The sequence below is a fragment of the Microbulbifer sp. ABF4_148 genome (assembly GCF_056158985.1).
Genome location: NZ_JBSWUI010000001.1, coordinates 3,649,035 through 3,665,113, shown reverse-complemented (window position 1 = coordinate 3,665,113; position 16,079 = coordinate 3,649,035). Strand labels below are relative to the sequence as shown.

The 16,079-nt window shown below is 55.6% G+C and carries 11 protein-coding genes; 7 read left to right on the top strand and 4 right to left on the bottom strand.

Annotation, left to right across the window (positions count from 1 at the left end; translation table 11 throughout):
• Positions 1-41: 41 nt before the first annotated feature.
• Together argJ and mutT are read left to right on the top strand one after the other, a co-directional pair.
• The gene (gene argJ, locus ACXAD0_RS16155) at positions 42-1,244 is read left to right on the top strand and encodes a bifunctional glutamate N-acetyltransferase/amino-acid acetyltransferase ArgJ (RefSeq protein WP_475089670.1); all 1,203 of its coding nucleotides are present in this window, start codon (positions 42-44) and stop codon (positions 1,242-1,244) included.
• A gap of 44 nt (positions 1,245-1,288) precedes the next feature.
• Positions 1,289-1,729: an 8-oxo-dGTP diphosphatase MutT gene (mutT, locus tag ACXAD0_RS16150; protein WP_475089668.1), complete on the top strand. Its 441-nt coding sequence runs from the start codon at positions 1,289-1,291 to the stop codon at positions 1,727-1,729.
• A 31-nt stretch (positions 1,730-1,760) separates the two neighbouring features.
• Here mutT and yacG read toward each other — a convergent pair whose 3' ends face one another.
• The 3 genes from yacG to ACXAD0_RS16135 all read right to left on the bottom strand — a co-directional run bounded on the left by yacG (position 1,761) and on the right by ACXAD0_RS16135 (position 6,199).
• Entirely contained in the window at positions 1,761-1,985 is a 225-nt protein-coding gene (gene yacG / locus ACXAD0_RS16145; protein WP_475089667.1) for a DNA gyrase inhibitor YacG, read from the bottom strand.
• A 150-nt stretch (positions 1,986-2,135) separates the two neighbouring features.
• On the bottom strand, positions 2,136-3,617 hold the full coding sequence (locus tag ACXAD0_RS16140) for a carotenoid oxygenase family protein (RefSeq protein WP_475089666.1): 1,482 nt from the start codon (positions 3,615-3,617) through the stop codon (positions 2,136-2,138).
• Positions 3,618-3,769: 152 nt separating this feature from the next.
• Positions 3,770-6,199 (bottom strand): TonB-dependent receptor, encoded by a 2,430-nt coding sequence (locus tag ACXAD0_RS16135; protein WP_475089664.1) that lies wholly within the window; start codon positions 6,197-6,199, stop codon positions 3,770-3,772.
• Positions 6,200-6,499: 300 nt separating this feature from the next.
• Here ACXAD0_RS16135 and ACXAD0_RS16130 point away from each other — a divergent pair, with 300 nt between their 5' ends.
• The 4 genes from ACXAD0_RS16130 to ACXAD0_RS16115 all read left to right on the top strand — a co-directional run bounded on the left by ACXAD0_RS16130 (position 6,500) and on the right by ACXAD0_RS16115 (position 12,752).
• The gene (locus ACXAD0_RS16130; RefSeq protein ID WP_475089663.1) at positions 6,500-7,705 is read left to right on the top strand and encodes a multidrug effflux MFS transporter; all 1,206 of its coding nucleotides are present in this window, start codon (positions 6,500-6,502) and stop codon (positions 7,703-7,705) included.
• 127 nt (positions 7,706-7,832) lie between these two features.
• A complete protein-coding gene (locus ACXAD0_RS16125; protein WP_475089661.1) occupies positions 7,833-8,504 on the top strand; it encodes a peroxiredoxin-like family protein in 672 nt (223 codons plus the stop codon).
• A 130-nt stretch (positions 8,505-8,634) separates the two neighbouring features.
• Entirely contained in the window at positions 8,635-9,666 is a 1,032-nt protein-coding gene (locus ACXAD0_RS16120) for a zinc-binding dehydrogenase (protein WP_475089659.1), read from the top strand.
• A gap of 389 nt (positions 9,667-10,055) precedes the next feature.
• Entirely contained in the window at positions 10,056-12,752 is a 2,697-nt protein-coding gene (locus tag ACXAD0_RS16115) for a TonB-dependent receptor (RefSeq protein WP_475089657.1), read from the top strand.
• Between the two features lie 96 nt (positions 12,753-12,848).
• Here the strand turns inward: ACXAD0_RS16115 and ACXAD0_RS16110 are convergent, their stop codons facing one another.
• On the bottom strand, positions 12,849-14,405 hold the full coding sequence (locus tag ACXAD0_RS16110) for a tryptophan halogenase family protein (RefSeq protein WP_475089655.1): 1,557 nt from the start codon (positions 14,403-14,405) through the stop codon (positions 12,849-12,851).
• A 120-nt stretch (positions 14,406-14,525) separates the two neighbouring features.
• Between ACXAD0_RS16110 and ACXAD0_RS16105 the strand changes: the two genes are divergently transcribed.
• Positions 14,526-16,046 (top strand): tryptophan halogenase family protein, encoded by a 1,521-nt coding sequence (locus ACXAD0_RS16105; protein WP_475089653.1) that lies wholly within the window; start codon positions 14,526-14,528, stop codon positions 16,044-16,046.
• The last annotated feature ends 33 nt before the right edge of the window (positions 16,047-16,079 follow it).

Below are 16,079 nucleotides of genomic sequence, written 5' to 3'. Positions count from 1 at the left end.
CCGCTTTTCGAAACCTAAGGAGCGGCAATCGCCGCAGCACAATGCCTGATTTCTCTTCCCTGTGTGTACCCGGTGTGCGTCTCTCCAGCGTGCCAGCCCGAATCAAGGATTGGCAGCGAGACGACCTGTTGTTGATCGCTCTGGACGAAGGGGCGGCGGTTTCCGCGACGTTTACCCAGAATGCGTTTTGCGCGGCTCCTGTTACGTTGGCCAGGCAGAATCTTGCCGCGGCGCCAGTTCGCGCGCTGCTGATTAATGCGGGCAATGCGAATGCGGCCACCGGCGAGAAAGGTATCGTTGCCGCGCGTGCCTGTTGCGCGGCTGCGGCGAGCGCACTCGGCGTCGCCGAGCAGCAGGTCTTGCCCTTCAGTACCGGTGTCATTGGTGAGCATCTGCCCTACGAGCGCATCGAAGCGGCGATGCCATTGGCGGTTGATCGCTTGGCTGAGACTGGCTGGCTGGCAGCGGCCAAGGCCATTATGACTACTGATACGCGCCCCAAGGTTGCCGAGCGCACGCTGGAACTCGGAGGCCAAACAATCACGGTTGCGGGCATTGCAAAGGGGGCCGGAATGATCCAGCCCAACATGGCCACGATGCTCGCCTATGTGGCGACGGATGCGCGGGTACCTCAGCATCTGGTGGATCGCTTGGTAAAGGAATCGGTGGCCGCGTCTTTCAATCGCATTAGTGTGGACGGTGATACCTCGACGAATGATGCCTGCGTTTTGATAGCCACCGGGAAAACCGGCCCTGATCTGGACAACCCTGACGAAGACAGCTATCAGCTGCTCAAGGCCGCGATCGAAGCTGTGCACATCGAACTGGCTCAGGCGATTGTGCGCGATGGAGAGGGGGCGACCAAGTTCGTGACCGTCAACGTGCGGGGGGCGGCCAGTTCTGAAGAGGCGCTAAGAGTGGCGTTTGAGGTGGGGGAGTCGCCGCTGGTGAAAACCGCCCTGTACGCATCCGACCCCAATTGGGGGCGTCTGGTGATGGCCATTGGCAATGCGGGCGTGGACGATCTGGACGTGAGCCAGGTGAATGTCTACCTGGATGATGTTCAGGTGGTTGAAGCCGGCGGGCGCGCATCGGATTACACGGAGGAAGCCGGAGAAAAAGTGTTTTCCAAAGAGGCGTTTGCGATCACTGTCGACCTCGGTCGTGGTGCAGTCGCAGAACATATCTGGACCTGCGATTTCTCCCACGACTACGTGACCATCAATGCGGAATATCGAACCTGAGCTCTATCCGTACAAGCGCAATCAATAAACCGGGAGAAGTATCCATGACCCTCATGGATAAGCAGGCGAACAAAAAAGTCGTACACGTTGCGGTTGGAGTCATATGCCATCCGGAGGCGGCGCAAATCCTCATTGCCCGACGTCCCGATCATTTGCACATGGGCGGACTGTGGGAGTTTCCGGGAGGGAAGGTGGAACCCGGTGAGACCCTCCCCCAGGCGCTGGCGCGCGAATTACATGAAGAGCTGGACATTGATGTAATTGACCAGGCGCCGCTGATCGAGATTCGACACGACTATCCGGATAAACGGGTTCTACTGGATACCTGGTGGGTGACCGAGTTTTCCGGCATACCGCGAGGGGTAGAAGGGCAGGAAACCCGCTGGGTACCGATTGCCGAACTGGGTGAATACACATTCCCCGAGGCTAACCGCGCGATACTGACGGCAATCCTGGCGGCGGGCGAAGGCGCTCAGGCCGGCTGAGCGGACGCCGCGAAAAGGCATCGATAGGGGCTCAATGCCTGGTCTGATTCGGGTCCAGGTCTTCACTCAACACATCATCGTAGACTGGCTCACCGGGGATCCGATGGCCTTCGCTGGCCCACTCGCCCAGGTCGATCAGCTTGCAGCGCTCGCTGCAAAAAGGGCGGAAGGGGAAGCGGTCACTCCACTCGATGGGCTTTTTGCAGGTAGGGCAGGTGACGCTAGCCTGGGATTTCTGCTCGGACGAATGGCTCATGATGTTACAGCAAACTTTCTGGCGGAATGAATCGGTAGTCACTGCCAATAACACTGGCAGGGCTGCCTAAATTACCCGCTGAAGGCCGCGAACTCAATCCCAAACCCAGATTCGGTGCCGGGAGGTGGTCTATGGATGTAGACCAGTTGCCTACAAAAAGACCTTCGGGCTATACATGCCATGGAAGCCCTGGGGAATATGGAAGTCGAGCTTGATCGTTGCCAGGGGCTCGTCAAAACGTCGGCTGTCTACCACAACCACCTCAGATTTGTCGGTATTGCCGTTGTACACATAACTGAGGCAGTAAAATTCATCTTCCGCATCGGTATCTGGCTTGGCGACCATGAGCGGCTCCCCGGTAAACCGGTAGCTGCCAAAATCATGGGTCTCGACCTTTCCGGTTTTACGGTCAATCTTTTGTATGGCATTGAAGTAGGTTTGCGGACCGTCCTCGGTATAGCCCGTAGAGATGGCATACCGGTTTTCTGACGTGGTTCGTGTCCAGTCCCACTGGGGGAATTCCCCCTCCAGGGCGTCGTCAATGTATTCCGCCTGAAAGCGTCGGCGCTTTAAATCGATGACGCATCGTTTATAGCGCGCCGCGCCGGATCGGAAATTAACGTCTTCGGAAAACAGCTGCAGTGGCTCAATCTTGTGATCCGGCGTGCCGAACCCAGTCTCCTTGGTTTCCATCAGGTCAAAATGGATTTCCCCATTTTTCTCATAGGCGTTACCAAAATGCAGGCAGGCGATAGGATCTATTTCAACTGTGTCGACCAGCTTTAGATTGTGTACATCGACGATGATGATTTTATTGGTGAGGCGATTGTCATAGCGCATCAGATCAGCAAACGACTCGTTCTTCAGCATGGTCATCAACAGGTTGCCCTGCATCGAAACGGACGACTGAATAAAGATGGCATAATTTTCCGTAAGGGCGAAGTCGTGCAACAACGGCATGTGGTCCATCGTGAAGCGGGCGCGATCAACCAACTGTCCTGTTGGGTCGATTTTGTACATTTCGAATCCAGGTTTAATACCGCGCAGGCTGAAGTCGAAGCACAAGCCGAAGTTGTAGTAGTAGCCGGTTTTGGGGTTTATTTTTCCATGGGCGCTGAACATATTCATCTTGCCCAGGTTATCGCCGTAGGTGAACTCCCCTTCGGTGTCGAGTGTGGCGGGGTCAACGGCGAAAGGCCGACCGCCCTCATTCAGGGCCAGAAATTTGCCCCCATGTAATATCAGTCCCGTGTTGGCAGGATTGGCGGGCGGCGCAAAACGCTTGAAGAAGTTACCTTTGGGCGCACCACCGAATCCGCGATAGAGGGGTTTGCCGGCTGCGGTCTCATCCACATATTTTGGGGTGCGGATAAACCGGTTGGAAAAATGTACCTTGCCGTTGGTGAAGGTTGTGCGGGCGATCATGCCATCGCCATCAAACCAGTGTCCAAACTCTTCGCCCCCCAGCTTGAGCCGGCCTGGCCCGTTGCGGAAGAATGTGCCGGTGAGGTCACTGGGTACCTGGCCCTCAATATCGGATACCCAGTAGTCGTACTCTTTTTCCTGGGCCTCAAAATTGCCTGTGACGGTCGGCGCTCGAACGGCTTCCCTGGTGATTGCTTCAATGGTCATGGAATTCTCCATTCAGTATTCGCAAGGGGGACCTGCGGATCCAAAGCCTGGTGCGAGGTCGAAAGTACCGGGCACCTTGCGGTGCTTGCCTGTGGCGCCACGCCGGCAGTCGTTGGTGCACCCCGCCACAAGGGCGGGGCCGACGACTCGGGTTAGTTGAAGCTTCGACGCAGGGTCAGACCATAAGTCGACCGAGGAGCAACAACGCCGGCATAGCCACCAATGGTGGGAATGTCGATACCCATCAGGAAGTACTCTTCATCCAGCAGGTTTTTTCCCCATGCTACCACTTCCCAGTCCCGGTTCAGGTTGGTCAGGGTGAAACGCAGGTTGATCAAGTCGATCGCTTCATTGTAAAGATTGGTGTCGAGGTCCTGATCGAGATAGTGGGCGTCCACATAATTATGTTCGAGGCGCGCAATCCCGAGCAGGTTGGAAGACAGCTGCTGCTCGTACTGGGCGTAGGAACTGAAGGTCCACTCGGGAGCATTGTCCAGAGTTTTTCCGGCCAGGTCCGTTACGCAGGGCGCGGACGGGTTGGCCAGCGACCAGAACAGGGAGTCCATCGCCGTACACTGTCCATTGTCAAATGTCTTGTACTCAGCCTTGTTGTAGCCGATTGCGCTGCCGAGCGTAAATTGCTCGCTGGCCGCGAATAAGATGTCGAACTCAGAGCCATAGCTTTCCAGGGCGCCGGCATTGGTGACTGTGGTACTGGCGCCGTCGAAGGCTTGTGCCTGAAAATCCTCATAATCGACGAAATAGAGTGTGCCGTTCACAATCAGGCGGTTATCCAGAAGGGCGCTTCGCCAGCCGAGTTCGTAGCTGGTTGCTTCTTCCTCGTCGAATTCGCCAGCCGCATCATTGCCTCCATTGATCGCGCCGAAGTTTACGACCGGGACACGCCGCTGGTCGAAGCCGCCAGATTTGAAGCCTTTACTCACACTGGCATAGGTCATGACATCTTCGCTGACGAAGTAGCGCAAGTTGAATGACGGGGAAACATTGCTGTCTGAGCGCTTCTGGTCAAAGTCGACATCCGCCCCTGCAATCGGAGCCAGGTCAAAAGGCAGAAACTGGAAGGGCGGCAGTGACTCGGGGGGAAGTCCCGGCAGTGGGGTGCGCAGTGTGCGTTGTGAACCGGTACGTGCCTTTTCTTCCTGCGTTACCCGCAAGCCAAAGGTTGCGCTGAGTGCCTCGCTGATATTCCATTCTACCTGTCCAAACATGGCAAGACTGCTGGTGGTGTACTCGTTGATATCGATATTTTGCGAGCGACTCCCGAGGATGGCCGACAGCGGCGGCAATCCGGGTGAAAGTGCCGGGGAATTGAGCAGGATTGTCTCGTTCATTCCCAGGCTGCCCTCGGTCTCGAAGGTAGAGTAATAGCCGTACAGGCCAACCTGGTAAGACAGCGTCTCGGTTCCCAATGAGGCGATGCGAAGCTCAGTAGAAAGCTGATTGAGCTCTACATCGGTTGTGGCTGCGGAAGCGGCGTCATAGGCCGTGAAGTCACCGTCGTAGCTACTATTGGATGAGTAGGTTCGCGCGGCGTTGATAAAGGTAACGCGATGGGAGTCCGCTACCTCCATATTCCACTCTGCAGATACACCACCAACTTCCACGTTGTTGGCCAGCTCGTCATTGAGCCAGTAGTCGTCCCCGAAAGGATCTGCGGTGGGCGGCGAACCAATGCTGCCTGGGGCGGTTTCCAGCGCGGTATACGGCAGGCCCGGCAGCATCGCGGAAGGCACATTGGTCATGGGCGTGCCAATCATGATGGGCGATACGCCGTTGTAATCGATCACCGCCAGAGCGCAACAATCCGTGCTTTCCTTCGAGTAGTCGGCATTCAGGAGTAATTCGCTGTTTGCCAGGTTAAACAGCACGCGTGTTTTCAAGCCCCACTTGTCGGCATTGTTGAGGCCCTCACCCGTAAACGTATTGTTGTACAAGTGGTCACCATTGATGACGAACGCACTCATACGCATGGCGTTGCCGGAGTCGCCCAGTGGCAGGTTGATCATGGATCTCAGCTCTTGCCGATTATTATTGGCAAATTCTACGTCGGCCTCTGCCTCAAACTCAGAGGATGGCTTGGAAGTAATAATGTTGATCGCACCGGCCGCGGTATTCTTGCCGTACAGGGTGCCCTGGGGTCCCCGTAAAACCTCGACGCGCTCAATATCGACCAGATCGCTGATATTCATGCCGGCGCGGCCCTGATAGACACCATCGACAAACACCCCGACACTGGGATCGATACCCGCGTTGGATCCCGCGGAGCCGATTCCGCGAATGCGAATGGATGTTGTACGCGAGTCGGGACCGGACTGTATTTTCAGGCTCGGTGTGTATTGCTCCAGCGCGTAAAAATCGGTTTCACCCGAGTCTTTAAAGAAGTTACTGTCAAAGGCGGTGACAGACATCGGCACTTCCTGGATGTCTTGCTCGCGCTTGTTGGCTGTGACAGTGATGTGTTCGATGCTCAGGTCGGGTTCGGAAAGGCTTTCTTGAGCAAGTGCAGGTACCGCAAGATGGGTAAGCAGGATACCGCTGAGTGGTGCGAAGTATCTCTTCATTATCATCCCTTTGAGCCGGACGGCTATTGTAGTTATATTGGGTAGACCGCTTTGAATCCGTTCAGTCTTGCGGGGTGCCGGTACGCTGGCCCCCTCTCTGGTTTACCATAACAAAGGCAAAATACGATAACAAACAGATCGGACTGTTTTTTTGTGTTTTGGCTGCGTCCACATTCAGAGCGAGTGGGTAGCCGTTAAAGGCTTGGCGTGAAACTCTTCACGGTGGCGCCAAATGCAACTTGGGTAGCGATTGTTTGTCGGGCCGGTTGCCAGGAATTCACGATTGATCAGAAGTACCTTATGACGCAGCAGTCTGATTTTCTCCGCATGGCACTGATTCTCGGGTTGCTGAGCTGTGTGGGGCCCTTCGCGATCGACATGTATTTGCCCGCCTTGCCGGATATTGGCCGGGACCTCGCGGCGCCGGTGGAGGCCGTGCAACATACGCTGACGGCCTTCTTTATCGCTTTTGGTGTGTCGCAGCTGTTTTACGGTCCGGCGGCAGATATGTTTGGCCGTAAGCCGCCGCTGTATTTCGGTTTACTGCTGTTCCTGGTTGCCTCGATCGGTAGCGCATTGGCGCCCACCATCGAGTGGCTGATTGTCTGTCGATTCTTTCAGGGCGTTGGTGGTGCCGCTGTTATGTCGATACCCCGGGCAATCATCCGGGATCGCTATACCGGTAATCAGGCCACGCGACTGACAACCACTGTCCTTCTGATTATTTCAATTTCACCGATGCTTGCACCGCTGGCGGGCGGCGCCATGACCGGGCCCTGGGGTTGGCGATCGGTGTTCTATGCCGTGGCCGTTGCTGCAGTGTTGTGTCTATTGCTGGCCTGGCGGGGTCTACCGGAAACCCTGAAAACGGAAGACCGGGTACCACTGTCTGTTGGCGAGCTAAAGCAGGCATTTTCGGTGCTGTTGGCTGATCGTAGTTTTATGGGGCTGGTGTTGATCAGTGGTCTGGGGACTGCCACCTTCTTTATGTTCCTGTCCGCCTCGCCATTTCTGTATATCGAGCATTATGGCTTGTCGACAAACCAGTTCAGCCTGGCTTTCGCCCTGAATGCGCTCGGCTTCTTCTGCGCCAGTCAGTTCGCGGCGACCCTGGGTGCACGTATTGGACCGATGCGGGTGATCCGTCTTTGCGTGCTGCTCTTTGCATTGAACGGGCTCGCTATGCTGGTGGTGTTTGGCAGTGGTTTTGATAGCTTTTTTGTACTCGTGGCTATGTTACTGGTCAGTAATAGCTGTCTCGGGTTGGCTCTGCCCACCGCCATGGTGATGTCCCTGGATGATCATGGGGATATTGCGGGGACGGCCGCTTCATTCGGAGGGGCGCTGCAGATGATTCTGGGTGCGGTGGGTACCCTGGTGATCAGTTTCTTCTTTGACGGGGCGCCGTTTACCCTGGTTATCGGTGTGGCCGCATGCGCTTTGTTGGCCCAGCTGATGGCCATACTGACCCTGCGTCGCAGTGCGCCTCTGGCGCTGCAACCCTGAGGGTTTGGGGCTGTAAGAAATTGCCATCTTGTACGACTAAGGCTTGGACCCTGGCTGGAACTGCCGCGCGTAGCGAATGCGCTCACGAGCAGTCCGGTCAACATTCACTGAATCAAGGAATCGCACTATGTCACTTCGCCTGTTGTCAGCACTCGGTGCTGCCTGCCTGGGATTGGGCCTGATTGCCAATGTTGCTGCCCAGGATATCAAATTACCCACCATGCAGCCTGATCTGGAAGTCACTGAGCAGGCCGCTCTGGGAACCGTGTCCCAGGGATTGAAAGCCGGGGAACAGCTGCCTGAGTTCAAGGCCAAAGCGCATACTGGAGAGCCGGTTGAGAGCGTGAGAGTACTGGAACAGGCACCTGTGCTGGTAGTGTTTTATCGTGGCGGGTGGTGCCCGTACTGCAATGTCCAGATCCGCCAGCTCACCGAAGCGTTTCCGGAATTCAGGAAGCGCGGTGTAACGCCGGTCGTGATCAGTGCCGATAAGCCTGATGCCAGCGCCATGGCGCAGGCGACCTATGAAATCCCATTCCCGGTACTGTCGGATCCGGACCTGCAGGCCCACGAGGCCTTTGGCGTGGTGATCCAGATTGATGAAGCGACAGCGAAACGCTACCGGGACTATGGCATCGTGCTCGAGGACTGGTCCGGACGTGATCATCACAAAATTGCCGCTCCTGGCATTTTCCTGGTGGACGCCACGGGTAAGGTGTTGTGGTCCCATGTCGCTGACGACTATAAAACCCGCCCGAGTGTCGAGCAGCTGCTGGCAGTGCTGGACGCCCAGCAGTAAACGGCTCGTCTTTGTGGCGTGATAAAAAAGCCCGCAGGAGTGCGGGCTTTTTTCATGGGGCGGTGCTCCATCTGTACTTTGTGGTGCGCTATGGGAAAATGGCGTCAATATCGATCCAAGGATGCCCTCAATGAGCGAAACCCGAAAAGTCTGGCGTACGCCAAAAGCTGGTGCAATCAGTCATCTGGCTTTGGTCGAGGAACCACTGGAAGCACTCGCCACGGATAAAATCCGGATTCAAGTGGCGGCGGTGGGCCTTAATTTTGCGGATATCTTCGCGCTCACGGGTCTTTACTCAGCCACGCCGGAAGGGACTTTTATCCCGGGGCTGGAATTCTCTGGCACGGTCTCAGCGCTCGGTGCCTCGGCGCAAACCGACCTGCAGGTAGGCGATCGGGTTTACGGTTGTATTCGTTTTGGCGGATACGCAGACACCGTCGATGTGCCGCCACAGCATTGTCAAAAACTACCCGAGGATTGGTCTTTTGCCGAGGGCGCTGCTTTCCCTGTGCAAAGCCTGACCGCCTACTATGCACTGACCGACCTGGGTGCAGTAAAGCCCGGGCAAGTGGCCCTGATTCAGAGTGCCGCCGGTGGCGTGGGCTTGCAGGCGATGAAAATGTTGCGGCAAATGGGCGCCACACCGATTGGTACGGTGCGCTCAGCCAGTAAAGCGCAGTTTTTGGCCGAGCAAGGATTCGAGGAGGTGATTGTTCGCGGCGAGCATTTCGATGCGCAACTGCAGCAACAGTTGCGCGGGCGTCCGTTACACGCCGTACTCGATGGCATTGGTGGCAAAGTACAGCAAGCGTCTTTCGAAGCGCTCGCCCCCACCGGACGTCTTGTGGTCTTCGGCGCAGCGCAGTTTACCCCCGGAGATCGTCCCAACTGGATTAAAGCGGCCTGGTTGCACCTGACCCGCCCCCGATACGATGCCATGGAGATGATCAGCAGCAATCGTTCCGTATTGGCTTTCAACCTCATCTGGTTATGGCAGGAGCAGGCAATGTTCGACGCGCTGCTGAAGGGGTGCTCCGGACTTGGGTTGCCCGCCCCGCACGTGGGCCACCAGTTTGATTTCGAGCAAGCCCATCAGGCGATAGAGTGCCTGCGAACCGGAGACTCCGTCGGCAAGGTGGTCCTCACCGTGCCAGGTCACTGACCTCAAGAAATCTCACCCTGGGCGCCGATCCCTGTCGGCGCCAGCGTTTCATGTCCACCTTGCTCTCCAGTCTGGCGCCACCGGCTCGTTTCGTAATGGGGTTGTAGAATTTTTGATCATTTGCGGCCATTTTGGCGTTTGTCTTATTCACAGGCGGCGCTCCAGCGGCTTATCACAAGCTATATGCATAATAAATTATTCTAAAACTGTAGAAAGTGAAGAATTTATTCGGTAGGGTGTGGGCTGTCGGTGCGTTGGGGTGTGTGCGCAACGGAAAGGAGCCGTGAGACTCCGCGCCAAAATGACAGCGATGTCAAACGCGAGTTGGATTCTCCCGGTAACAGAGAGCCTCTGCGGCGCTCAAGATAACTATAAGGGTGAGATTGACTATGTCATCGAATGAATTTCGTAAGAGCTTGCTGGCGAGTGGTATCGCTCTGGCGCTTGCTGGTGTCAGCGCACCGCTGGCAATGGCTCAGGAAGATGAGCTGAAAAAGAAGAGTGATCAGGAACGCGCCGAGCTGGAAGAAGTTTCCGTGGTTGGTTTCCGTGCAGCTCTGGAACGCAGTATCGATACCAAGCGATTCGCGACCAATGTCATGGATAGCATCAGTGCGGAAGATATCGGTAAGTTCCCGGATAAAAATATCGGCGATGCGTTGATGCGGATCCCTGGTGTCGGGATCGAGCGTCGATTTGGCGAGGCGGACGGCGTTAGCATTCGCGGCCTGGACCCATCTCTCAGCCTGACTTACCTCAACGGCCAGTCCATTTCCACCGCACAGTGGTTTGAAGGCTATCGTCCGACCCGCGGTTTCCGCTCTGATATGCTGGCGGCTGAGCTGGTTTCTTCTCTGGAGGTTTACAAGTCTCCCCGTGCCGATCTGCCGGATGGTTCCATCGGTGGCACCATCAATATTAAAACCGCGCGCCCGCTTGATCTGGATAGCGGCACGGCCCGTGGTTCCATGGAGTACCAGTACTCGGAAAACGCTGAGCGTTGGGATCCGGCATATTCCGGCCTTTACAGCTGGAAATCCGAAGATGAAAAATTCGGTGTGCTATTCAGCGCGTCCCATCAGGAGCGCTTCACCACTTACGATGCCATGGAAAACTACTACGGCACCAATGTGGAAGCGAAGGATGCCGATGGCTCCGGTGACTTCACCCATGCAACCTGGGGTGCCGGTCATGCGATTTTCCAGCAGGAGCGTGAGCGTACCGCATATAACCTGGCCGCGCAGTGGCGTCCCACCGAAGAGCTGGATATCGTTGCCAACTACCTGAACTTTGCGCTCTCTGCAGACAACGTGAATTCCAATTATCTGGTGATTCCCGGGCGTGTGAATGAGCTGAACAATGTGACGGCCACCAAGGACTTCCCGGCGGGTGTCGGTGTCCTGAAACACGACTCTACCCTTGGTGACGTTGAAGGCGTTAGTGGTGACGACTGGTGGTTCGGCCCGGATTCCTATTTCCGCAATACCAACCCGGAAGCGCAAGCGTTCGATATCGATGCGACCTACAGCACCGATGCGTTTGAAGCACATGCGCAGATTGGTCACACCGAGGCCGAAGGTGACATCATCGTGATCGGTTACTCTGGCCAGATGAATGCCAGCAACATCGGTGCCACGGGCCTGACCGGGGACGAAGTACTGACCCTGGACCTGACAGGTAATAAACTGGGTGTTGAGTTTGATGGATTTGATCCTTCCAACCCGGGCAACTATCCGCTGGCGATTCGTGAGAATAATCCGCACATCATGGACTCCGATGAGGAGACTTATGCGCAGTTTGATCTGACGGTTCCCGTCGATATTGCTGGCGTGATCACGTCAGTAAAGACTGGCCTGAAATATCAGGACCGTGCGAACGAACGCCATCTGTACAACTTCACCGCTGAAATTCCTGCGAATCTGGCCAGTGACGCGACTTATGCCGACCTGCCGGTGAATACCGGCTGCGGCCAGTATGAGGAGACGGCCAAGTCTTCCACACTGACTTGCCTGCCGACGCTGGACCTGGATGGCATTCGTGGCCTGTCTTCCCGTGTAACGCCGGGCAACACCATGCAGCGTGAAAGCCTCAGTGACTTCTACAAGATTGAAGAAGACAAGCTGGCGGTTTATGCCATGGCGGAGTTCGAGTATGACAAGTTCAGCGGTAACTTCGGCATTCGCTACGTTGACTATGACCTGAACTCCATTGCCAACCAGGTAGCCAATGGTGTTGATGTCCTGAACGTGCCAACAACCAATGACTACAACGAAGTGCTGCCCAGCCTGAACGTGGTGTATAACATCAACGATGATTTGCTGGTGCGTGGTGCAGCGGCTCGTGTGATGTCTCTGCCGAACTACCAGGACTTGCGGAATACCTTTAGCTACAACAGCACGACCCGCACGGGCTCTGCTGGTAACCCTTACCTCGAACCGTGGCTGGCGACCCAGCTCGACCTCGGCGTTGAGTGGTACTTTGCAGAGGGCGCGCTGGCCAGTGCAACCTACTTCCGTAAAGATATCGAGTCCTTCCTGTTCTCCTTCTCTGAAATTGAGACGCTGCCAATTATTGATGAGAACACCGGGCAGGAGTTTGTTGCGGACATCGAGATTTCCCGTACTCGTAATGGTGGTGAAGCGGAGCTGCAGGGTATTGAGCTGCAGGTACAAACGGATATCGCCTACGGCTTTGGCGTGAGCGCTAACTATACCTACACCGATGCGGAAGTTGTGGATAACGAAGGTGTTGCGGGCCTGAATCTGCCGGGTAACTCCGATACCATGTGGAACGCCACTGCCTACTGGGAAAATGACCGTTACAGTGCGCGTCTGATGGCGAACCATCGCGGTGAATTCTTCAATGGTGTACGTATTGGCACCGCCTCGGAAACAGAGGAGTTTACTTCTGTTGATGTCGCTTTCTCCGCAGACGTTACTGACAACGTGACGGTGAGCCTGCAAGGTATCAACCTGACTGGTGAGTTGTATCGTACCAAGAACTCCCAGGACTCCTGGGATGGTATTTTCCAGCTGATCAACGATGGCGGTACCCGTTGGTTCGTCAACACTTCCGTAAAGTTCTGATTGCGGATCGCGAGCCGGTCACCTGTCTGGGGGATCGGCGAGCACAAAAAAAACCGGCTTTTGCCGGTTTTTTTTGTGCATGGATTTAATCGTCCACTAAATTGTTTGGAAGCGATGTTCTTTGAGCTGGTTTAGCAGAGTGCGGTTCGTGATGAGATGTTGAGGTGTCTCTCGACGCATTTGTGCGATGCGGGCAAAGTTTTCCCGGGCATAGTCCAGATGCGGCAGCCTGGCTGGATTCAGTGGATACTGATGATGCAGTCCCATGCCATAGAGGATGAACTCATAGCTCTCCCGCACGAAGGGTTCCAGCGCATTACTCATTTCGAAACGCGATGGCGGATGGTGCTGCCACCATTGCAGGTTTTCTTGAAGAGTATCCGGAACAGATTCCGGGCGTGAATTCTCGATCCAGAACTCGGAATCCTGTCGTTTGGAAAGCAGGTAATGCAGCTTGATGAAATCCACTACGCTGTGCCAGCGGCTGAGAAACGACGCGTTGTACTTTTTCTCCAGCAGGCTCATCATTTCCCGTGTGTTCGGAAATAGCTCGCCCAGCATATTGCAGGAGGCTTCGATCAGGAAAATCGCGCTGGCTTCCAATGGCTCCAGAAAGGCTGCTGCCAGCCCCATGCCGACACAATTCTTGTGGAAGACCTTCTCCCGGTAGCCGAGCTGCATGCGGATATGTTTGGCATCCAGGGATTCTGAGTCCGGCCCCAGATAGGCACGCAGGCGAGCCTCTGCTTCGTCGGGGGTAGTAAAGTCGTCACTATACACATGGCCGGTGCCCCTGCGGCTCTGCAGCCCGATATCCCAGATCCAACCCGCCGTCTGCGCGGTGGATATTGTCGGACTGGCGATGGGTGTGTCGTTTTCCGCGTAGGGCATTTGAATAGCGACCGCACGATTGACGAACAGCGTGTCCTTGACGGAACGAAGGGGAATATCAAAAGTCTTTCCAAGCAGCAGTGAGGCAAAGCCGCTGCAGTCGATAAAGAAGTCGCCGGCGATTTCACCGGATTCCCGCGTGGTCACGGAATGGATGAACCCTTCCTGATCGAGATTGACGTGCTCGATATGCGCTCGCACATGCGTCACGCCGAGCTTTTGCGTTGCAAAGCGAGCCAGCATTTTGGTGAACTTGCCGGCATTCAGGTGGTAGGCATAATTTAAAATGCCCTCATACGCCGGCGTTGTCATGGTCTTGGGGGCGAAGTTGCCCAGGCAGGCCGAGGGTTGCGGGGAAATTGCCTCGGCATAGGGTTGTTTCAATTCCTCTGCCAGATATTGCCAGTAGGGGCCGGGCGATGTGCGCCATTGCTTGTGGGGCAGCTCAAAGGAGTGGAAGTACGCACGGTCGATACCATCATCCGGTGATGCATGCCAGTTTACAAACTTGGTGCCTTGTTTAAAGGATGCATCGCATTCGCGAATAAAGTCGGTTTCGTCGATACCAATCCTCTTCAAGGTGTTGCGTATGGTGGGCCAGGTCCCTTCGCCTACACCAATGGTTGGCGTATCGGGAGATTCAATCAGAGTAATGCTGATTTCCGGGTCATCGACCACATTGAGCTGTTTCGCAAGGGACGCTGCGGCGAGCCAGCCGGCGGTACCACCGCCGACAATGATAATACTTTTTATTGTTGTCACAGCCTGCTCCACGGCTGTTGTCCACAGCCAAAATCGGTGTTGTAATCAAAAAAATATTGAACAGAATTATACGGTGATTTGCCTCGCGATGGTGAGCCGCTTTGCCCCCGGAGTGTAACAATGGGTACCCCTTTTTCGATTGTGATTGTTGGTGGTGGCACCGCCGGCTGGATGGCGGCAAATCTGATGGCAAAGCACTGGCATGGGCAGCCGGTTTCTATCACATTGGTAGAGTCCGATACGATAGGTACTATCGGTGTGGGCGAGGGGAGCACACCTTATCTGAAGGGGTTTTTCAAAAAACTCAATATCCCCGAGTCAGAATGGATGCCGGCCTGTAACGCGACCTATAAATGTGGGATTCGCTTTCCTAACTGGTCTACTGTGCCTGGCTATGAATCCTACTATCATCCATTTTTCTCACCATTGGATCGTGAAGTGGGGCAGGTATTTTTTCAGCAGGCTGAATTGCGTCGACGTGGTGAATCGATAGCGGCCCTGCCTGACCACTTTTTTCATGCGCCCTACCTGTCGTCTGACTGTCGAGCGCCCATCCCCAAGCGACCTTTGCCCTTTGAGCTGGATTACGGCTATCACTTTGACGCCGGATTGTTGGGGCAATTCCTGCGCGGCAGGGCCATCGAGCAGGGGGTGGAGCATTGTGTCGATACTGTGGTGCGCGTCGAGCGTGAAGGCGACACTGTTCTGGCAATACACGGGGAGCGGAGCGGCAAGATGGTGGCCGACTTGTTTATCGACTGCTCCGGGTTCCGTTCGTTATTGATCGCCGATGCACCTGGCTATCAATTTCGGGAATACCGCAAAACGCTCTTCAACAACGCGGCCGTGGCTGTGCAAAGAAAGACCAGTGCCGAAGCGCCGCTACCCTCGGAGACCGTGTCAGAGGGGCTTTCCAGTGGGTGGATGTGGTCGATTCCACTGCAGTCCCGTACCGGCCATGGCTATGTCTACAGCACGCAATTTGTTTCCCCAGACGAAGCCGAGCAGGAATTACGCCAGCGGCTGCACCTGAACGATGCCGAGACCGTGCGACATCTGAACATGCGAGTAGGACGGGTTGAGGAGCACTGGCAGGGGAATGTACTGGCGGTCGGTTTATCGCAGGGCTTTATCGAACCGCTGGAAGCGACGGCCTTGATGTTAGTGCAATTTACCATCGAACGTTTTCTGCAATGCTCTGAAGTGGGCGTGCCCGACCAGTCAGGAGCGGACAGCCGCGACGGCTTTAACCGACAGATCAACGCACTGTTCGATGGCGTGCTGGACTATGTAGCAGGGCACTATCGGATTAATACCCGCGCAGATACTCCCTACTGGCGTGCGGCGAGAGAAGAGATGCAGGTGCCAGAGCGTTTGTCCGCGCTGCTGGAGTGTTGGGATTCCGGCGGCAACGTGGACAATTTTCTGTTGAATCAGGGCAGTGAACTGATCTATTCACGCGCAAGTTGGTATAGCTTGCTGGCGGGCATGGGACGATTTCCCGAGGGTGTTTTACGACAACCGCAGGAGACTCGAGATGCCGAAGCGGTTGCCGAGTTTTGCCGTAGCAATTTACGGCAGTTCTGGGGGCATCGCGACAAGCTAAACGCGCTGAAAAATACCGCGGTAGAGCCCGCGTAAAAGTTGGCCTGTCAGTCTGGGGGTTGAATGGCC